This window comes from Bdellovibrio sp., assembly GCF_036384735.1.
Lineage (GTDB): Bacteria > Bdellovibrionota > Bdellovibrionia > Bdellovibrionales > Bdellovibrionaceae > Bdellovibrio.
In genome coordinates, this window is the sequence record NZ_DASVLT010000047.1 from 33788 (window position 1) to 53629 (window position 19842).

Here is a 19842-nt window from a genome sequence, read left to right on the forward strand (position 1 = left end):
TAATGTGGTTCTTGATACTTCCGCCCGAAGCGAAGTTTCGATTTTCTTATCACGGAGAGTACATTGGAAAAAACTCCAGTTACGGCTTCTAACATTCGAGTTAGAAAGTCTTTCGCGAAAAATAAGCAAGTCATTGATATCCCAAATTTGATTGAACTTCAGAAGTCTTCTTACGAAGCTTTCATTCAAAAGGATATGGATCCAGATCGCCGTGGCGATGCGGGTCTTAATGGCGTTTTCAAATCTGTGTTCCCGATCACAGACTTCAACAATACTGCAAGTCTTGAGTTCGTGAGCTATACGCTTGAGCCAGCAAAATACGACGTAGACGAGTGCCGTCAACGTGGTATGACTTTCGCTGCGCCTATCAAGGTCACTCTTCGTTTGATCGTTTTCGATGTTGATGAAGAAACAGAAGCACGTTCTATCCGTGACGTAAAAGAACAAGAAGTTTACTTGGGCGAAATCCCATTGATGACTGCTAATGGTTCTTTCATCATCAACGGTACTGAGCGTGTTGTTGTATCTCAGTTACATCGTTCTCCAGGTGTGTTCTTCGATCACGATGGTGGTAAGAACAATGCTTCTGGTAAATTGATTTACTCTGCACGTGTGATTCCTTACCGTGGTTCTTGGTTGGATGCTGAGTTTGACCAAAAAGATCTTATCCACGTACGTATCGACCGTCGTCGTAAGTTCCCAGTGACAATCTTGTTGAAGGCTTTGGGTTACAACTCTGAGCAACTTCTTGAATACTTCTACGACCTAGACGAAGTTTACGTAAAAGGCGGAAAACTATTCCGTAAGTTGGATATCGAGCGCATGTCAGGTCAAAGAGCATTGACTGATATCGTTGATCCAAAATCTGGCGAAGCTTTGGTTAAATCGGGTCGTCGTATCACTCGTGCGATCGTTAAGAAAATTAAAGATCTTAATATCACTGAGCTTGAAGTTGAGCCGAACGATCTTGATGGCAAAGTTTTGGCTAAGCCACTTATCGACGAATCTACTGGTGAGATCATTGCTGATGCGAACGCCGAGTTGAACTCTGCAATCATCCGTCGTGCGATTGAAGCTGGTATTGATTCTTTCTTCATGATCTTCTTCGACGGTTTGACTGTAGGTCCTTACCTTCGCAACACATTGTTGGTAGATAAAGTTTCTAACAAAGAAGAATCTCTTGTAGAGATCTACAAACGTCTTCGTCCTGGTGAGCCTCCAACTTTGGAAGCTGCTACGACATTCTTCGGTCGTTTGTTCTTTGATCCAGAAACTTACGATTTGTCTGAAGTGGGTCGTATTAAGATCAATCACAGATTCGGTATCTCTATGGAAGAGTGCCCGCCGTCTCACAGAACACTGACTCACAAAGATATCTTGAGCACTATCAAAACTTTGATCGACTTGAAAAATGGTCGTGGTGTTATCGACGATATCGATCACTTGGGTAACCGTCGTGTTCGTTCAGTTGGTGAGTTGCTTGAGAACCAATACCGTATCGGTCTAGTTCGTATGGAGCGCGCAATTCGTGAACGTATGTCTCTTCAAGATGTTGAGACAATGATGCCTCACGATCTAGTAAATGCGAAACCAGTGAACGCGGTTGTTAAAGAATTCTTCGGTTCTTCTCAATTGTCACAATTCATGGACCAAACAAATCCATTGTCTGAGATCACTCACAAACGTCGTTTGTCAGCTCTTGGCCCCGGCGGTTTGACTCGTGACCGTGCAGGTTTCGAAGTACGTGACGTACATCCTACGCACTACGGTCGTATCTGCCCAATCGAAACTCCAGAGGGACCAAACATCGGTTTGATCGCCTCTCTTGCGACTTACGCTCGTATCAACAACTACGGTTTCATCGAGACTCCGTATCGTAAAGTTGAGCAAGGTCAAGTTTCGAAAGACATCAACTACTTGTCAGCATTGGAAGAAGCTGGTCACCACATCGCTCCTGCGGCTCGTGACGAAGCTGGAAACAAATCTATCCAAACGGCTACTACTATCACTCGTCGTGATGGTGAGTACGAGATCGTGGATAAAGATAAAGTTGCTTTGATGGACGTTTCTCCATCGCAATTGGTTTCTATCGCTGCTTCATTGATTCCATTCCTAGAGCACGATGACGCCAACCGTGCCTTGATGGGGTCGAACATGCAACGTCAAGCGGTTCCATTGTTGCGTTCTCGCGCACCACTAGTTGGTACAGGCGTAGAGCGTTTGGTTGCTCGTGACTCTGGTACATCTGTCGTTGTTCAAAACGACGGTATCGTTGAAGAAGTCGATGCATCTCGTATCGTTATCCGTCGTTTCGCTAAAGGCGGCGAGTTGGGTGCGAACGTTGATATCTACAATTTGACTAAGTACCAACGTACGAACCAAAACACATGCTTCAATCAAAAGCCAATCGTAACAGTTGGTGATAAGGTTTCTAAAGGCGACATCGTTGCCGATGGTCCTTCAACTGAGCTTGGTGAGTTGGCTCTAGGTCAGAACATCCTAGTAGCGTTCACTCCTTGGCAAGGTTACAACTTCGAGGATTCTATCTTGATCTCTGAACGTTTGTTGAAAGACGACGTTTACACATCTATCCACATCGAAGAATTCGAGTGCGTAGCGCGTGATACAAAATTGGGTAAAGAAGAGATCACTCGCGATATCGCCAATGTCGGCGAAGAAGCGCTTAAAGACCTGGACAGCTCTGGTATCGTTCGCATTGGTGCGGAAGTTCGCCCTGGCTTCATCTTGGTTGGTAAAGTAACTCCTAAAGGTGAAACGCAACTTTCTCCTGAAGAAAAACTTTTGAGAGCTATCTTCGGTGAAAAAGCGGGTGACGTACGTGATACATCACTTCGCGCTCCATCCGGCGTTTACGGTACAGTTATCGATGCTCAAGTTTACTCTCGTGAAGGCGCAGACCGCGATGAGCGTTTGTCTTCAATCATCGAAGAGAAAAAACGTAAGCTAGAAAAAGACTTGGCTGTTGAGCAAAACGTTATCAAAAATAACGCTATCGGTAAGCTTCGTGACATCCTAGTAGGTAAAATCACTACTGGCGTATTGTTGAACGAAGACGGTTCTCAAAAGCTATTGAACAAAGGTCAAAACATCACTGTGGCGGATATCGAAACAATTCCATTCGAGTTGTTGAACTATATCCCTCTTGAGCAAGATCTTGAGTTCCAAGTTAATAAAATTATCGACAATGCTCGTAACCAACTTGACGCAGTTAAATTGGTCTTCAATGAGAAGATCGATCGCTTGCGCAAAGGTGACGAATTGCCTCCTGGCGTAATCAAAATGGTTAAGGTTTACGTTGCTATCAAACGTAAAATGCAAGTCGGCGATAAATTCGCGGGCCGCCACGGTAATAAGGGTGTCGTTTCTAAAGTATTGCCTCTTGAAGATATGCCATATCTTGCAGACGGTACTCCAGTAGACATGGTTTTGAATCCACTGGGCGTTCCTTCTCGTATGAATATCGGTCAGATCCTTGAGGTGCATTTGGGTTGGGCTGCTCATAACTTGGGTAAACAACTTGGCGAACACTTGCAAAAGTGGAACGCAGAAAATGCTCGTAAAGAAATGAAAGACATCTTCAATGATTCTGATATCAGCGCGAAACTTGATGGCGCAGACGAAGCTTCATTGAAATCAATGGTAACTCGTATGAAGAACGGTATCCACGTGGGTACGCCAGTCTTCGACGGTGCTCGTGAATCAGACGTAAAAGGCTTGTTAGATAAAGCGCAAGTTCCTTTGACTGGTAAGTCTATCCTATTCGACGGACGTACTGGTGAGCCGTTCACGAACCCAGTTACTGTGGGTATCATGTACATGTTGAAACTTCACCATCTCGTGGAAGAGAAGATCCACGCTCGTTCTATCGGACCTTACTCTCTCGTGTCGCAGCAACCTTTGGGCGGTAAAGCTCAATTCGGTGGTCAGCGTCTAGGGGAGATGGAAGTTTGGGCGATCGAGGCCTACGGTGCCGCTTACTCATTGCAAGAGTTCCTAACTGTTAAGTCAGATGACGTAGCAGGTAGAACACGCATGTACGAAAGCATCGTGAAAGGTGAAAACATCCTTGAACCGGGTCTTCCTGAGTCATTCAACGTATTGGTGAAAGAGCTTCAATCTCTTGCCTTGAACGTTGAGCTTATGGAGTCCGATATCCTTCGTGACCAAGATGAAGATTTTGGTGATGACGAAGTGATCGAGGGTGGTGAAACAACTGGTGGTTCGGCTCCAACAGAGCCAGGCCAACACTAATTAATACTTTAACAACAGGGGTGTTCTTTGAGAGACTTGTTGAATTTTTTCGATAAACCAAAAGATCCACTTTCGTTTGACGCCGTACGAGTATCGTTGGCGTCACCTGAAATGATTCGTGATTGGTCGTTTGGTGAAGTTAAGAAGCCTGAGACTATCAACTATCGTACATTCAAACCTGAGCGTGATGGTTTGTTCTGTGCGAAAATCTTCGGTCCTATCAAGGATTACGAGTGCTTGTGCGGTAAGTATAAACGTATGAAGTACCGTGGCGTCGTCTGTGAAAAGTGCGGCGTTGAAGTAACACAAACTAAAGTTCGTCGTGAACGTTTGGGCCACATTGAGCTTGCAACTCCAGTTGCGCACATTTGGTTCTTGCGTTCGCTACCTTCTCGTATTGGTAATCTTCTCAACCTATCACTTAAGGATGTTGAGAAAGTTTTGTATTGTGAAGCACACGTGGTTATCGATCCAATGGAAACTTCATTGGAAGATGGTCAAGTATTGACTGAAGAAGCATTGCAAGCTGCATTGAACGAATTCGGTCCTTCATTCAAATACGGCATGGGCGGCGAAGCTGTTCGTGACCTATTGAGAAAAATTGACCCAGAATATTTGTCTCGCAAACTTCGTTTGGAAGTTAAAGATACAAAATCTGAAGCTCAAATCAAAAAATTGACTAAACGTTTGCGCGTTGTTGAAGCTTTCAAAGGCTCTATCAACAAACCAGAATGGATGATGTTGGAAGCACTTCCTGTGCTGCCTCCTGATCTTCGTCCTCTGGTACCACTTGATGGTGGTCGTTTCGCGACTTCAGATCTAAATGATCTTTACCGTCGTGTTATCAACCGTAACAACCGTTTGAAACGTCTTCAGGAGCTTAACGCTCCAGACATCATCATCCGCAACGAAAAACGTATGTTGCAAGAAGCGGTTGATGCATTGTTGGATAACGGACGTCGCGGTAAAACGTTCACGGGTCCAAACAAACGTCCACTTCGCTCTCTTTCTGATATGTTGAAAGGTAAGCAAGGTCGTTTCCGTCAAAATCTACTTGGTAAACGTGTGGACTACTCGGGTCGTTCGGTTATCACTGTAGGTCCAACGTTGAAACTTCACCAATGCGGTCTTCCTAAGAAGATGGCTTTGGAACTTTTCAAACCATTTGTTTACAACAAATTGGAAGAAAAAGGCCTAGCTACGACAATCAAACAAGCTAAGAAACTTGTTGATCAAGAGACAGTAGAAGTTTGGGATATCTTGGCAGACGTAGTTAAAGAACATCCAGTTCTTCTAAATCGTGCGCCAACTCTTCACAGACTTGGTATCCAAGCTTTCGAACCGGTACTTCACGAAGGTAAAGCAATCCAATTGCATCCTTTGGTTTGTACGGCGTTCAATGCCGACTTCGACGGTGACCAAATGGCGGTTCACGTTCCACTTTCTGTGGAATCTCAAGTTGAAGCTCGTGTCTTGATGATGTCTACGAACAACATCCTTTCTCCGGCGTCTGGTAAACCAATCATCAATCCATCACAAGATATCGTGTTGGGCTTGTACTGGTTGACTCGTATGCGTCCTGGAGCAAAAGGTACTGGCAAAATCTTCTCTAGCGTTCAAGAAGCGCAATACGCTTACGAAACGGGCCTAGTAGATTTGCAAGCGGCTTGTAAAGTTCGTATCAATGGTAAAGTTCAGGAAACTACAGTAGGTCGTTCGATCTTGTCTGATAGCGTTCCTAAAGAAGTGCCATTCAACGAAGTGAACGTGCCGATGAATAAGAAACAAATCGCAGCTTTGATCGACAAGACTTTCCGTCTTGCTGGTGCAAAAGCGACTTGTATCTTGGCTGATAAAATCATGGAACTTGGTTTCAAATATTCAACTGCGGCAGGTATGTCTATCGGTATCGATGACATGGTTATCCCAGCTGCGAAAGCGACTATGATCGCTGACGCTGAAAAACAAGTGACAGAGATCCAACAGCAGTACGATGAAGGTTTGATCACAGATGGTGAGCGCTACAATAAAGTAGTGGATATCTGGGCGCAAACTGCAGATAAGATTGCTAAAGAAGGTATGAACGCGATTGAAAAACAAACGTTCGTAGTCGACGGCAAAGAAATCGTTGGCCCTTCATTCAATCCGATCTACATCATGGCTGACTCTGGTGCCCGTGGTTCCGCTGCGCAAATTCGTCAGTTGGGCGGTATGCGTGGTTTGATGGCGAAACCTTCTGGTGAAATTATCGAAACTCCGATCACTGCGAACTTCCGTGAAGGTTTGACAGTTATTCAATACTTTATCTCTACGCATGGTGCTCGTAAGGGTCTTGCCGATACAGCTTTGAAAACTGCGAACTCTGGTTACTTGACTCGTCGTCTAGTTGACGTTGCTCAAGACGTAGTTGTTTCTGAGATCGATTGCGGTATCGAAGACGGTTTGGAAATCACTCCAGTTTACGAAGCTGGTGAGATCATCCAAAACATCGGCGACCGTATCTTGGGCCGTACAGCATTGAAAGATGTTGTCGATCCTGCAACTAACAACGTTGTTGTTAGAGCAAACCAAGAGATCACTGAAACTGATGTTAAAACTATCGAGAGCTTGGGTATCGACAAAGTCGACATCCGTTCTGCTCTTGTGTGCCAATCTAAACGTGGCGTGTGCGTAAAATGTTACGGCCGTGACTTGTCTCGTGGTGCGACTGTGAACCTTGGTGAAACAGTTGGTATCATCGCAGCACAATCTATCGGTGAGCCAGGTACTCAGTTGACGATGCGTACGTTCCACTTGGGTGGTGCGGCTTCTCGTGCGGTTGAGCAATCAGTTCATACAACTCGTTATGACGGTACAATTAAACTTCAAAACGTTCATGCAGTAACAAACCGTAACGGTAAGTTAACTGTGATGAATCGTAACGGATCTGCTCTTGTTATCGATGAGGGTGGTCGTGAGCGTGAAAACTTCAAGCTCGTTTACGGTGCTGTTTTGAACTTTAAAGAAGGTGACAAAGTCACTAAAGGTCAAACTGTAGCTGAGTGGGATCCATATTCGAATCCAATCATCGCAGAGGTTTCTGCGAAGATCCAATATCAGGACATCGAAGAAGGTTCGACAATGCAGGAGCAAGTCGACGCGGTAACTGGTTTCGCGACTAAAGTTATCATGGAGTCTAAATCTTCTGACATTAAGCCAACAGTGTTCCTAGTAGATGGCTCTGGCAAAACATTGAATCTTCCTGGTCGTGACATCCCTGCGAGATATTTGATCCCAGTGGGTGCGCAACTTCTAGTTTCTGACCAACAGGAAGTTCACGCCGGTGACGTTATCGCGAAAATGCATCGTGAGACTTCGAAAACGAAGGATATCACGGGCGGTCTTCCGCGCGTTGCTGAATTGTTTGAAGCTCGTAAACCGAAAGAAGCAGCTATCATCTCTGAGATCGATGGTTATGTGACATTCGGTAAAGACGTTAAAGGTAAACAACGTGTGATCGTTACTCCTGAAGTGGGTGAGCAAAAAGAATACCTCATCCCTAAAGGTAAACACGTTGCTGTGAGAGAGGGTGAGTACGTAAGAGCCGGTGAAGCGTTGATGGATGGCCCAACAAATCCACACGACATTTTGGCGGTTTTGGGTGCGAAAGCTCTTTCTGCATACCTTGTAGATGAAATCCAAGAAGTTTACAGACTTCAAGGTGTTGGTATCAATGACAAGCACATCGAAGTGATTGTTCGCCAAATGCTACGTAAAGTGGAAATCAAGGATGCTGGCGACAGCCGTTTCTTGGCTGGTGAACAAGTTGAAAGATATGCTTTCGATGAAGAAAATGCTCGTATTAACCGTGAAGGCGGACAACCTGCTACATGCAATCCGCTTCTTCTAGGTATCACGAAAGTTTCTTTGAGCACTGACAGCTGGATTTCAGCAGCGTCTTTCCAAGAGACGACAAAAGTTCTTACAGAAGCAGCCATCAACTCTCGTACAGACCATTTGCGTGGCCTGAAAGAGAACATCATCATGGGTCGTTTGATCCCTGCTGGTACTGGTTTGACTTCATACAAACGCTGGAAAGTGTCTGTAGCTGAGGACGACGATACAAACTTCGTAGCATTGCCAGGCATGGGTGGTTCGGCCCAGCCTCATCAGGGGTAGACTTGTCTACACTTCAGCTCGCTGAAGTAGTTCTGAATGCGCCGGGAAACCGGTGCTAGCTAACAAGAAAGCGATCAGCTTCACAGGTTGATCGCTTATTCTGTCTGCTGGCTAACGAGAGAATGCATCGAAAAGATGTAAAAAGCTCAAAAAGTGGAACTCACGCCTCTTTTTAGCTTAGAAAATTAACAACAAAGTCTTGACCAGGGCGGATTCGGAATGTAATTTCCAGCGTCCTGAGTTCGAAGATTCGAATAAATTGTTTAAGGGGTTTTAAAAGTGCCTACAATTAACCAGCTCATCAAAAGTGAGCGTAAAGTTCAAAAGAACCAAACAAAATCACCAGCTTTGGCTTCATGCCCTCAGCGTCGTGGTGTTTGTACTCGTGTTTATACAACAACTCCAAAGAAACCGAACTCTGCTCTTCGTAAAGTAGCAAAAGTACGTCTTTCTAATGGTTTTGAAGTTATCTCTTACATCCCAGGTATCGGTCATAACCTTCAAGAGCATAGCGTTGTCTTGATCCGTGGCGGTCGTGTTAAAGACTTGCCGGGTGTTCGTTACCACATCGTTCGCGGTGTATTGGATCTTCAAGGTGTGAATGGCCGTCTTCGTGGTCGTTCTAAATACGGTACTAAGAGACCTAAGAAATAAGGATTGAGAGATGTCACGTCGTAAAAAGACCTTTAAAAGAGAAGTAATTCCAGATCCAGTTTTCAAAGATCTTGTTATTGCTAAATTCGTGAACAAAATGATGATCCAAGGTAAAAAAGCTACTGCACAGAAGCTTTTTTACGGAGCATTGAAAGAGCTTGAAGGAAAAATCCAAGGCGAAGAGCCAATGGCAGTTTTCAAGAAAGCTTTGGAAAACGTTAAGCCTTCTATCGAAGTACGCTCACGCCGTGTTGGTGGTGCTACTTACCAAGTTCCAGTAGATGTTCGTCCTTCTCGTCGTTTGGCTTTGGCTATGCGTTGGTTGGTAGAATACTCTCGCGAGCGCGGTGAGAAAGACTACTCTAAGCGTTTGGCTGGCGAGTTCATCGACGCTTACAACAATCGTGGAAACGCGATCAAGAAGAAAGACGACGTTCACCGTATGGCTGAAGCGAATAAGGCTTTCTCTCACTACAATTGGTAATCTGTATTCATGTCAGCTAAAGATCCTAAAGTTGTAGCTGATCTCAAGTATACTCGTAATATCGGCATCATGGCTCACATTGATGCCGGTAAAACGACGACCACCGAACGTATCTTATACTACACTGGAAAAAGTCATAAAATTGGTGAAGTTCACGACGGCCAGGCCACTATGGACTGGATGGTTCAAGAACAAGAGCGTGGTATTACTATCACGTCTGCTGCCACTATGGCGTTCTGGAAAGATCACAGAATCAACATCATCGATACTCCGGGGCACGTTGACTTCACTATTGAGGTTGAACGTTCTTTGCGCGTTCTTGATGGTGCTGTAGCTGTGTTTGACGGGGTGAACGGTGTTGAGCCTCAGTCTGAAACTGTTTGGAAGCAAGCGGACAAGTATAAAGTTCCAAGAATTTGCTTCATCAATAAAATGGACCGCGTAGGCGCTGACTTTGTGATGTCTTACGGGACAATCAAAGATCGCTTGCTAGCGAATCCAATCCCAGTTCAAGTTCCAATCGGCATGGAAGATTCCTTCCGTGGCGTTGTCGACCTTCTTGAAAACCGCGCTTATATCTGGACGACGTCAGGTATGGGTGACAACTTCGAAACTACCGATGTTCCTAACGACATGAAAGAGGAAGTAAATCGCTTCCGCACTGAAATCGTTGAGAAGATCGTTGAATTCGACGATGCGCTATTAGAAAAATATCTCAATGGCGAAGAGGTTTCCGTCGCAGAGCTGAAAGCAGCTCTTCGTAAAGGAACTCTTGAATTGAAAGCCTTCCCAGTATTCTGTGGCGCCGCTTTTAAAAATAAAGGTATTCAGCCTTTGCTTGATGGCGTGATCGACTATCTACCTTCACCAATCGAAGTTCCAGATATTGTAGGTCATGACCCTGAACGTGAAGATAAAGAGATCATTTGTAAAACTGATTTCGATGCTCACGTAGCAGCTTTGGCATTCAAAATTGCCAATGATCCATTTGCCGGCACTTTGACTTATATCCGTGTTTATTCGGGCGAAGTAAAAGTCGGTGATCAACTTTTGAATCCACGTACTCAGAAAAAAGAGCGCATTCAAAAGCTTGTGAAAATGCATGCGAACTCTCGTGAAGAAGTTCCTCATCTTAAAGCCGGTGATATCGGTGCCGTGATTGGTCTGAAATTCACAGGTACAGGTGATACTCTTTGCGAAACGTCTCATCCAGTTGTTCTTGAATCTATTACTTTCCCAGAGCCTGTTATCTCTGTAGCTATCGAAGCGAAGTCTTCGGCAGACCAAGAAAAAATGCTTCAAGGTTTGGAAAAGCTTCAGAAGGAAGATCCTTCTTCTAAATTAAGAACGGATCCTGAAACAGGACAAATCCTATTGTCTGGTATGGGTGAGCTTCATCTTGATATTTTGGTGGACCGTCTTCTTCGTGAACATAAAGTTCAGGCGAACGTCGGTAAGCCACAAGTATCATACAGAGAAACTATCACGGCAGCTGCAAGTGCGACTCATGTCTATGAACGTGAAATCGCAGGCGAGCAAAATTTTGCCTCAGTTTCTTTGACGATTGAGCCGATCAATCAGGCCGACCATATTCAGTTCGTTAACAAAGTTTCTCTTTCTAAAGAATTTACGGCTCCGTTTTTAAAGGCGATCGAAAGTGGCTTTCGCGAAGCTGCTGAAGTGGGGCCTTTGGCGAGCTACTCAATGTTGGGTATTAAGGGCACTTTGACTGCGGTTGAAGTTCGTCCAGAGGCTTCAACTGAAATGGCATTCAAGGCTGCGGCGTCTTTGGCCTTCAGAGATGCTGTAAAACAGGCGCAAGTTGAGCTTATGGAGCCTATCTTTAAGCTTGAAGTGACTTGCCCTGATGAATTTGTGGGCAATATTGTGGGTGATTTGAATTCACGTCGTGGAAAAATCCTCACAATGAACGTGAAGCAAGGGGGCGGGCAGGTTATCTCTGCAGAAGCTCCGTTGGCCTCTCTATTTGGTTATGCGACTGATGTGCGCAGTTTAAGCCAGGGGAGAGCAAGTTTCTCGATGGAATTCCTGGAGTACGCAATTGTCCCAGTGAAGGCTAAAACGGAAATTCTTCATAAAATGGGAAGATACTAAAAATTTAATTTTTTCCCTTTGACAATTATTTTTTATGTGCGCATACTCGCGCACTCGTGACATCTAAATTTACAAAAAACCCCCCGCGTTTGGTGGACTATCTAGGCCGCAAGGGCTAATTCGGGGCAAGTTTTCGATGGGATTGGGTGTTCGGTTATTAACAAATTTGCTAGTAATTACGCTACCTTATAAAGAAGAGAAGTGTCCTTATGCAAAGTCAAAAGATTAGAATTCGCCTAAAGGCGTTCGATCACAAATTACTTGATCAGTCGACGAAAGAAATCGTTGAGACTGCTCGTCGTACAGGCGCAAAAGTTGCGGGTCCAATTCCCTTGCCTACTCGCATCAATCGCTACACAGTACTTCGCTCTCCACACGTAGATAAAAAATCTCGTGAGCAATTCGAAGTTAGAACTCACAAGCGTATGCTTGATATCCTTGAACCTACTCAACAAACAGTAGACCAATTGATGAAGTTGGACCTTTCTGCTGGTGTTGACGTTGAAATCAAATTGTCAGCAATCTAGGAGTAAGACGTGAGCGAAACACAAGAAAACACACAAACGTCTACAGGTCTAAAGCTGAACGGCTTGTTCGCCTTCAAAGAAGGTATGGCTACAATCTACAATGAACAAGGTGAAGCGGTTCCAGTAACAGTTCTTCGTTATGAGCCTTGGTTTGTATCTCAAATCAAAACGAACGAAGCTGACGGTTACGAAGCTATTCAAGTAGCTTGCGAACCTAAAAAAGCTAAAAATTCAAACAAAGCAGAACAAGGCCACCTTAAAGGTGCTGGTTTCGAGAATGGCGCGAAATTCGTAAAAGAAATTCGTCAAGCTCTTCCAGAAGGTCTTACTGTTGGCGCGCAAGTATCAATCGATTCTTTGGCTAAAGGTGACATCGTTAAGATGACTTCTAAGTCTAAAGGTAAAGGTTTTGCGGGCGTTATGAAACGTTGGAACTTTGCCGGTGGTCCTGATGCCCACGGTTCTAAATTCCACCGTCGTCCGGGTTCTTCTGGTAACAGAACATGGCCAGGCCGTGTTATGCCAGGTAAGAAATTCCCAGGTCACTTGGGTAACGAAACAGTAACTGTAAAGAACGTTGAAATCGTAGAGATCATCCACGCTGAAAACGTTGTTTTGGTTAAGGGTCCAGTTCCAGGTGCTAAAAACACTTTGGTTAAGTTGGTGAAGTAATATGGCTACAGTTAATGTATTAAACTGGAAAAAAGAAAAAGTAGGATCTGTTGATCTTGCAGCTGATGTTTTCGAAACTCCTGTTAAAAAGGAAGTTTTGCACACTGTAGTTCAATGGCAATTGGCTAGCCGTCGCCAAGGTACTCACATGACTAAAACAAAAGGTCTTGTGAGCGGTGGTGGTAAGAAGCCTTTCAAACAAAAAGGTACTGGTGGAGCTCGTCAAGGTTCTAGCCGTTCTATCTTGATGCCTGGTGGTGGTACTGCTTTCGGTCCTCAACCTCGCAGCTACGCGTTCGTTCTTCCTAAAAAAGTTCGTCGCTTAGGTTTGAGCATGGCTCTTTCTCACCTTCAAAAAGAAGGCAAGTTGTTCGTAGTAGACAGCATGCAATCTGAAGGTAAAACAGCTGAATTGAGCAAACGTCTTAAAGCGTTTGGTTTGAAAAAAGCTGTATTGGTGGATGCTAATGTTGATGACAAATTCAACCGTGCTTCTAAAAATCTTGAATCATTCAAATACTTCCCAGTTGAAGGTTTGAACGTATTCGATCTATTGAAATACGATGCGGCAGTTATCACTAAAGAATCTGTTGCAAAGATCGTAGATCGTTGCTCATTGGAGAAGGCGTAACATGAAACAAGTAATTAAAGCTCCTCTAGTTACAGAGAAGAATACTTATCATAACGCTGCTGGTGTTTATGTGTTCGAAGTAGACTTGAAAGCTTCTAAAACAGAGATCAAAGCTGCTGTTGAGAAAAACTTCAAAGTTAAAGTTGCTGGCGTAAGAACTAACATCTGCCGCGGCCACTCTAAGTACACTAAATTTGGATTAACAAAGGTTCCTTACTGGAAGAAAGCTTTCGTAAAGCTTGCTGAAGGTGAGAAAATCGCTCTATTTGAGGGAGTATAAAGATGGGTATCAGAAATTTCGCCCCACGCTCTCATGGTCGTAGAGGAATGACTGGTTTTGATTTCTCTGAAATCACAAAAACTTCTCCAGAGAAGTCTTTGCTAGCTCCTCTTACTAAAAAAGGCGCTCGTAACAATCACGGTCAAATTACTATTCGTCACCAAGGTGGCGGACACAAACGTAAATACCGTTTGATTGATTTCAAACGTACTAAACTTGAAGTTCCAGCAAAAGTCGTATCAATCGAGTACGATCCAAATAGAACTTCTCGTATTGCTCTTCTTTCTTATGCTGACGGCGAGAAAGCTTACATCATTGCTCCAGTGGGCTTGAATGTTGGCGATACTGTGTTGTCTTCTGAGAAAGCGGACATCAAACCTGGTAACGCTTTGTCTTTGTCTGCTATCCCTGTTGGTACAGTAATTCACAATATCGAATTGCGCCCAGGTAAAGGTGGTCAAATTTGCAGAGGTGCAGGTGCAAGCGCGACTTTGGCTGGTAAAGGTGATAAGTACTGCCAAGTTCGTATGCCATCTGGTGAATTGAAGCAGGTTCTTTCTGTATGCCGCGCTTCAATCGGCCAAGTAGGTAACACTGACAATGAAAATATCGCTCTTGGTAAAGCGGGTCGTTCTCGTTGGAGAGGTATCCGTCCAACTGTTCGCGGTATGGCGATGAACCCAGTTGACCATCCACTAGGTGGTGGTGAAGGCGTGGGTAAAGGTCACCATCCTGTAACTCCATGGGGTCAACCATGCAAAGGTTACAAAACGAGACATAACAAGAGAACTAACTCGTCAATCATCAAGAGACGTAAGTAGGAGTAGCACGTGGCACGCTCAATTAAAAAAGGTCCATTCGTTGATCTTCATGTACAAAAGAAGATTGATCATGCGATCGAAAAAAATGACAAAAAAGTTATTAAAACTTGGTCTCGTCGCTCAACAATCCTTCCTGAGGCTATCGGTCTTACTTTCGCCGTACACAACGGTCGTAAGTTTGTTCCAGTGTACATCACTGAGAACATGATTGGTCACAAACTCGGTGAGTTTGCGCCAACAAGAACTTTCCAAGGCCATGCTGAGAAGAAAGCTGCAGCTCCAGCTGCTGCTAAGAAGTAGTAGAGGTTGATAATGGAAGTTAAAGCTAGTCTAAAATACGCAAGAGTAGGTGCTCAAAAAGCAAGACTTGTTGTTGATTTGGTTCGCGGTAAAGACGTGAATGAAGCAATCAAAACTCTTACTTTCTTGAACAAAAAAACTGCAGGTATGGTTAAGAAATTGATCGAATCAGCAGTAGCTAACGCTGAATACAAAAAAGTTATGGATGTAGATAACTTGGTTGTTAAATCTATCTGGGTTGATCAAGGTCCTGTGCTTAAAAGATTCCGTCCTCGCGCTCAAGGCCGTGCGTTCGGTGTTCGTAAGAAAACAAGCCACATCAACGTAGTACTTGAGGAGAAATAATCGTGGGACAAAAGGTTAATCCAATTGGTTTACGCGTTGGTGTTATTAGAACTTGGGACTCTCGCTGGTATGCGAAGGGTAACCAATATTTCGAAAATCTTCATGAAGATATCCGTTTGCGCAAATACTTGAAAAACAAGTTGAAGCACGCGGGTGTTGCGAAGATCGAAATGGAACGTGCAGCGAAGAAGATCAAAATCATCATCTCGACTGCTCGCCCAGGTGTTGTCATTGGTAAAAAAGGTACTGGTATCGACGCTCTTAAAGCGGAAGTTCAAAAACTTACACCCAACGAAGTTTTCTTGAGCATCCAAGAAGTGCGCAAGCCAGACCTCGATGCTCAGCTCGTCGCTGAGAGCATTGCTCAACAACTTGAGAAACGTATCTCTTGGAGAAGAGCTCTTAAAAAATCTATTGCAGCTGCGATCAAAGGCGGCGTGAGAGGTATCAAGATCCGTGTTTCGGGACGTCTTGATGGTGCAGAGATTGCTCGTTCAGAGTGGTACAATGAGAAGAGTGTTCCTCTTCACACATTGCGTGCAGATATCGATTACGGTACTGCAGAAGCTTCGACAGCATACGGTATCATTGGATTGAAAGTATGGATCTATAAAGGCGATATCTTATCTGCTCGCGAAGTTGAGGAGGCAGGTCGTGTTAAGTCCTAAAAGAGTAAAATGGCGTAAACAATTTGTAGGCCGCGCAACTGGCTTTGCAGTAAGAGGTGCTAACCTTGATTTCGGAGACTACGGTCTTCAAGCAATCGAGGAAGGCCGCTTGACTGCTCGTCAATTGGAAGCTGGTCGTATTGCTATCTCTCGTTCAGTTAAGCGTGGTGGTAAAATTTGGTGCCGTGTGTTCCCAAATATTCCTGTAACAAAAAAGCCAGCTGAAACTCGTATGGGTAGCGGTAAAGGTAACCCAGAATTGTGGGTTGCCCGTGTTCTTCCTGGAAAAGTTCTTTTCGAAATGAACGGTGTGACTCGTGAGCAAGCTAAAGAAGCTTTCGAACGTGCAGCTCACAAACTTCCTTTCAAAACTCGTTTCTTGGTTAGGGAGTAGTTATGAAGTTCGTAGAGATTAAAGATCTTTCTGTAACTGAATTGAAAAAGAAAAGAGCAGCTCTTTCTGAAGAGTTGTTCCAAGCTCGTATCAAGAATTCAATTGGTCAACTTTCTAACCCAATTGAAATTCGTGATCTTCGCAAAAACATTGCGAGAATCAATACAGCAATCGTAAAGAAAGTAGCGAGGTAGTTAAATGACAACTGAAACAAATACTCGTGGTCGTAAAATCGAAGTAGTTGGTGAGGTTATCAGCGACAAGATGGATAAAACTATCTCTGTCCTAATCTACCGCATGGTGAAACACGCTAAGTATGGTAAGTACGTTAAGAAAACTTCTGTTTTCAAAGCGCACGACGAGAAAAATGAAGCGAAAATTGGCGACATCGTTAAAATTCGTGAAACTCGTCCTCTTAGCAAAACTAAACGTTGGGCTTTAGCGGAAATCGTTGAAGCTGCGAAAGCGTAAGGGGCACACCATGATTCAAATGCAAACTAGACTAAACGTAGCTGATAACTCTGGCGCAAAAGAAGTTATGTGCGTAAAGGTTCTTGGTGGTTCTAAACGTCGTGTAGCATCTATTGGTGATGTTATCGTTGTTTCTATCAAAGAAGCTTTGCCAAATGCTAAAGTTAAAAAAGGTGACGTGGCTAAAGCTGTTGTTGTTAGAACTGTGCAAAAACTTCGTCGTCCAGATGGATCTTACATCCGTTTCGATGATAACTCTGCAGTTTTGATCAACGCTTCTAAAGAGCCAATCGGAACTCGTATCTTTGGACCAGTAGCAAGAGAGCTCAGAGCAAAGTCGTTCGTTAAGATCGTATCTTTGGCTCCTGAAGTTCTTTAATTGGGGTGTGAGATGAATCGCTTACAAGCAAAATATCAAAAAGAGATCTCTCCCGCTCTTCAAAAGCAATTGGGAGTTAAGAACGTAATGCAAGTACCTCGCCTAGAGAAAATCACTCTAAGCGTGTGCTTGAGCGAAGCTGTTCAAAATCCAAAAATTTTGAACACTGTTGTTGATGAAATCACAGCGATCACTGGTCAAAAAGCCGTGATCACTAAAGCTAAAAAAGCTATCTCTAACTTCAAATTACGTGCAGGCATCCCATTGGGTGTTCGCGTAACTTTGAGAAGAGAAAGAATGTGGTCATTCCTTGACCGTTTGAACACTTTGGCTCTTCCACGCGTACGTGACTTCCGTGGTTTGCCAAACAAAGGTTTCGACGGCCGTGGTAACTACAACATGGGTCTTAAGGAACAAATCGTGTTCCCAGAGATCAACTTCGATAAAGTTGATAAAACTCGTGGTATGAACATCACAATCTGTACAACTGCTAAAAACGACGCTGAAGGCAGAGCGCTTCTTGAAGCACTTGGCATGCCTTTCAGAAAGTAGGATGAACAATGGCACGTAAAGCAAGTATTGTTAAAAACAACAAGAGAAAAGAAATTGCTAAGCGCTACACTGCTTACAGAGCAGAGCTTAGAGCAAAAGCCGTTGACATGAAACTTTCTGAAGAAGAAAGAGGCGAAGCTCGCAAGAAGCTTCAAGCTCTTCCTAAGAACACAAACATCAACCGTGTTATCACGCGTTGTGAACTTTCTGGTCGCCCTCGTGGTAACTACAGAAAATTCGGTTTGTCTCGTATCGCCTTCAGACAACTTGCGCTTGACGGTAAATTGCCAGGCGTAACGAAAGCTAGCTGGTAAGAGGAAAACTATGGATACAATTTCTCAATTCCTTACAATCATTAGAAACGCAGGCGCAGCGAAACACGAAAAAGTGGATCTTCCTGCTTCTAAAGTTCGCGCGGGCATCGCTCAAATCCTTGTTAACGAAGGTTTGATCCGTAGCTTCAAAGTTGCGAAAGACAGCAAGCAAGGCATCATGCGCGTTTACTTGAAATACGATGAAGCTGGTCACCACGTGATCAACTCTATCGACAAAGTAAGCCGTCCAGGCCGTCGCGTTTATGTTAAATCCGATAAAATTCCTCAAGTTCGTTCTGGTATGGGTATGTCCATCATCAGCACAAGCAAGGGCATCATGAGCGGTAAGCAAGCAGCTGAGCAAAATCTCGGCGGCGAATTGCTTGCGACTCTTTGGTAGGTGAAACATGTCACGTATTGGTAAAGCACCCGTTATTTTTGATAACACAGTAAAAGTAGATGTTACACCTGCTAACGAAGTTGTGATCAAAGGCGCTAAATCTTCTTTGAAGATTGGTATGAAGCCTGAAGTTACAGCTAAAGTTGAAGGCAACAAAGTTGTCTTGACTCGCAAAGACGACTCTAAAGAATCACGTGCATTGCACGGTCTTTACAGAGCTCTAGTTCAAAACGCTGTAGTAGGCGTTACTAAAGGCTTCACTAAAGGTCTTGAACTTCAAGGTGTCGGTTATCGTGCGAACGTTGCAGGTAAAAAATTGGAGCTTTCTTTGGGCTTCTCTCACCCTGTGATTTTCGACATCCCAGAAGGCATCGAAATTAAAGTTGAAAAACAAACTAGCTTGTCTATCACTGGCGCTAGCAGAGAACTTGTTGGTCAAGTAGCTGCTAAAATCCGTTCATTCCGTCCACCAGAGCCATACTTGGGTAAAGGTGTTCGTTACGCTGGTGAGCACATCCGTCGTAAAGCCGGTAAGTCAGCTGGTAAATAGAGGTAATGTATGAAATTAAAAATGTCTAAGCATACAAGTGATAGAAAAGTAAATCGCCTCAAAAAGAAAATCAGAATCCGTAAAACTGTTAACGGAACTGAAGAAAGACCTCGTCTTTGCGTATACAGAAGCGGTAAGCATATGTACGCGCAAATTATCAATGACGTAACTGGACACACTGTTGTTTCAGTTTCTTCTCTTGGTAAAGAAGATAAGTCTGGTGTTGAGATGGCTAAGCTTGTTGGTATGGAAGTGGCGAAAGCTGCTAACGCTAAAAACATTAAGAGCGTGGTATTTGACCGTAACGGTTACTTGTACCATGGCCGTGTTAAATCTCTAGCTGATGGCGCTCGTGAGGGCGGCCTCAATTTCTAAGGAGTGAAGTGTGGAGAAAGTTCAAGCTCAAGCAGCTGAATTAGAAGAGCGTGTAGTAGCGATCAACCGCGTAACAAAAGTTGTTAAGGGTGGTCGTCGCTTCTCTTTCGCAGCTCTAGTAGTTGTTGGTAACAAAGCTGGTGATGTTGGTTTTGGTTCTGGTAAAGCAGGCGAAGTTCCTGAAGCTATCGGCAAAGCTAGCAGATCTGCTAAGAAATCAGCTAAATCTGTGACTCTTAAAGAAGGTCGTACAATTCCTCACGAAGTTATCGGTAAATTCGGCGCTGCAAAGGTTATTATGAAACCGGCAGCTCCAGGTACTGGTGTAATCGCGGGTGGTGCAGTTCGTGCCGTTCTTGAGTCAGTTGGCGTTAAAGATATTCTTACTAAATGTGTTGGTACTCGTAACCCTCACAACGCGGTAAGAGCAACAATCGATGGTTTGAATCAACTTAAGCAGTTGAGCAAATAGTCGGAGGC

Annotated in this window: 23 protein-coding genes; all 23 read left to right on the forward strand. The window is 44.1% G+C overall.

What is annotated here, in order from left to right; genetic code table 11:
* The first annotated feature begins 63 nt into the window (after positions 1-63).
* Complete coding sequence (rpoB, locus tag VF412_RS13325; RefSeq protein ID WP_331339743.1) at positions 64-4272, forward strand: DNA-directed RNA polymerase subunit beta; 4209 nt, start codon at positions 64-66, stop codon at positions 4270-4272.
* A gap of 27 nt (positions 4273-4299) precedes the next feature.
* A complete protein-coding gene (gene rpoC / locus VF412_RS13330) occupies positions 4300-8430 on the forward strand; it encodes a DNA-directed RNA polymerase subunit beta' (protein ID WP_331339744.1) in 4131 nt (1376 codons plus the stop codon).
* A gap of 279 nt (positions 8431-8709) precedes the next feature.
* Positions 8710-9084, forward strand: coding sequence for a 30S ribosomal protein S12 (gene rpsL / locus VF412_RS13335; protein ID WP_331339745.1), 375 nt, complete (start codon positions 8710-8712; stop codon positions 9082-9084).
* A gap of 10 nt (positions 9085-9094) precedes the next feature.
* Positions 9095-9568 carry a 30S ribosomal protein S7 gene (rpsG, locus tag VF412_RS13340; RefSeq protein WP_331339746.1) on the forward strand — a complete coding sequence of 158 codons (474 nt, stop codon included), beginning with the start codon at positions 9095-9097 and terminating at the stop codon, positions 9566-9568.
* Between the two features lie 9 nt (positions 9569-9577).
* Positions 9578-11683, forward strand: a complete 2106-nt coding sequence (gene fusA, locus VF412_RS13345) for an elongation factor G (protein WP_331339747.1) — start codon at positions 9578-9580, stop codon at positions 11681-11683.
* 209 nt (positions 11684-11892) lie between these two features.
* Positions 11893-12210 carry a 30S ribosomal protein S10 gene (rpsJ, locus tag VF412_RS13350; RefSeq protein ID WP_025308875.1) on the forward strand — a complete coding sequence of 106 codons (318 nt, stop codon included), beginning with the start codon at positions 11893-11895 and terminating at the stop codon, positions 12208-12210.
* A 9-nt stretch (positions 12211-12219) separates the two neighbouring features.
* On the forward strand, positions 12220-12882 hold the full coding sequence (gene rplC, locus VF412_RS13355) for a 50S ribosomal protein L3 (RefSeq protein ID WP_142697353.1): 663 nt from the start codon (positions 12220-12222) through the stop codon (positions 12880-12882).
* Between the two features lies 1 nt (position 12883).
* The gene (gene rplD / locus VF412_RS13360) at positions 12884-13513 is read left to right on the forward strand and encodes a 50S ribosomal protein L4 (RefSeq protein WP_331339748.1); all 630 of its coding nucleotides are present in this window, start codon (positions 12884-12886) and stop codon (positions 13511-13513) included.
* 1 nt (position 13514) lies between these two features.
* On the forward strand, positions 13515-13793 hold the full coding sequence (gene rplW / locus VF412_RS13365; RefSeq protein WP_331339749.1) for a 50S ribosomal protein L23: 279 nt from the start codon (positions 13515-13517) through the stop codon (positions 13791-13793).
* A 2-nt stretch (positions 13794-13795) separates the two neighbouring features.
* Positions 13796-14614, forward strand: coding sequence for a 50S ribosomal protein L2 (gene rplB / locus VF412_RS13370; RefSeq protein WP_331339750.1), 819 nt, complete (start codon positions 13796-13798; stop codon positions 14612-14614).
* Between the two features lie 9 nt (positions 14615-14623).
* Positions 14624-14914 (forward strand): 30S ribosomal protein S19, encoded by a 291-nt coding sequence (gene rpsS / locus VF412_RS13375; protein WP_142697349.1) that lies wholly within the window; start codon positions 14624-14626, stop codon positions 14912-14914.
* 12 nt (positions 14915-14926) lie between these two features.
* The gene (gene rplV / locus VF412_RS13380; protein WP_331339751.1) at positions 14927-15259 is read left to right on the forward strand and encodes a 50S ribosomal protein L22; all 333 of its coding nucleotides are present in this window, start codon (positions 14927-14929) and stop codon (positions 15257-15259) included.
* A 2-nt stretch (positions 15260-15261) separates the two neighbouring features.
* Complete coding sequence (gene rpsC, locus VF412_RS13385; RefSeq protein ID WP_331339752.1) at positions 15262-15927, forward strand: 30S ribosomal protein S3; 666 nt, start codon at positions 15262-15264, stop codon at positions 15925-15927.
* Complete coding sequence (gene rplP / locus VF412_RS13390) at positions 15914-16321, forward strand: 50S ribosomal protein L16 (RefSeq protein ID WP_041577922.1); 408 nt, start codon at positions 15914-15916, stop codon at positions 16319-16321. The genes rpsC and rplP overlap by 14 nt, the downstream gene beginning before the upstream one ends.
* A gap of 2 nt (positions 16322-16323) precedes the next feature.
* Positions 16324-16515, forward strand: a complete 192-nt coding sequence (gene rpmC / locus VF412_RS13395) for a 50S ribosomal protein L29 (protein ID WP_331339753.1) — start codon at positions 16324-16326, stop codon at positions 16513-16515.
* Between the two features lie 4 nt (positions 16516-16519).
* Positions 16520-16792 carry a 30S ribosomal protein S17 gene (gene rpsQ, locus VF412_RS13400; RefSeq protein WP_331339754.1) on the forward strand — a complete coding sequence of 91 codons (273 nt, stop codon included), beginning with the start codon at positions 16520-16522 and terminating at the stop codon, positions 16790-16792.
* Positions 16793-16802: 10 nt separating this feature from the next.
* Positions 16803-17171 carry a 50S ribosomal protein L14 gene (gene rplN, locus VF412_RS13405; protein WP_063204852.1) on the forward strand — a complete coding sequence of 123 codons (369 nt, stop codon included), beginning with the start codon at positions 16803-16805 and terminating at the stop codon, positions 17169-17171.
* A 12-nt stretch (positions 17172-17183) separates the two neighbouring features.
* A complete protein-coding gene (rplE, locus tag VF412_RS13410; RefSeq protein WP_331339755.1) occupies positions 17184-17723 on the forward strand; it encodes a 50S ribosomal protein L5 in 540 nt (179 codons plus the stop codon).
* A gap of 8 nt (positions 17724-17731) precedes the next feature.
* Positions 17732-18037 carry a 30S ribosomal protein S14 gene (gene rpsN / locus VF412_RS13415; RefSeq protein WP_331339756.1) on the forward strand — a complete coding sequence of 102 codons (306 nt, stop codon included), beginning with the start codon at positions 17732-17734 and terminating at the stop codon, positions 18035-18037.
* A gap of 10 nt (positions 18038-18047) precedes the next feature.
* Complete coding sequence (gene rpsH / locus VF412_RS13420; protein ID WP_331339757.1) at positions 18048-18437, forward strand: 30S ribosomal protein S8; 390 nt, start codon at positions 18048-18050, stop codon at positions 18435-18437.
* A 7-nt stretch (positions 18438-18444) separates the two neighbouring features.
* Complete coding sequence (gene rplF, locus VF412_RS13425) at positions 18445-18987, forward strand: 50S ribosomal protein L6 (RefSeq protein WP_331339758.1); 543 nt, start codon at positions 18445-18447, stop codon at positions 18985-18987.
* 9 nt (positions 18988-18996) lie between these two features.
* Positions 18997-19362, forward strand: a complete 366-nt coding sequence (gene rplR, locus VF412_RS13430; RefSeq protein ID WP_331339759.1) for a 50S ribosomal protein L18 — start codon at positions 18997-18999, stop codon at positions 19360-19362.
* A 10-nt stretch (positions 19363-19372) separates the two neighbouring features.
* The gene (gene rpsE, locus VF412_RS13435) at positions 19373-19834 is read left to right on the forward strand and encodes a 30S ribosomal protein S5 (protein WP_142697338.1); all 462 of its coding nucleotides are present in this window, start codon (positions 19373-19375) and stop codon (positions 19832-19834) included.
* Positions 19835-19842: the final 8 nt, after the last annotated feature.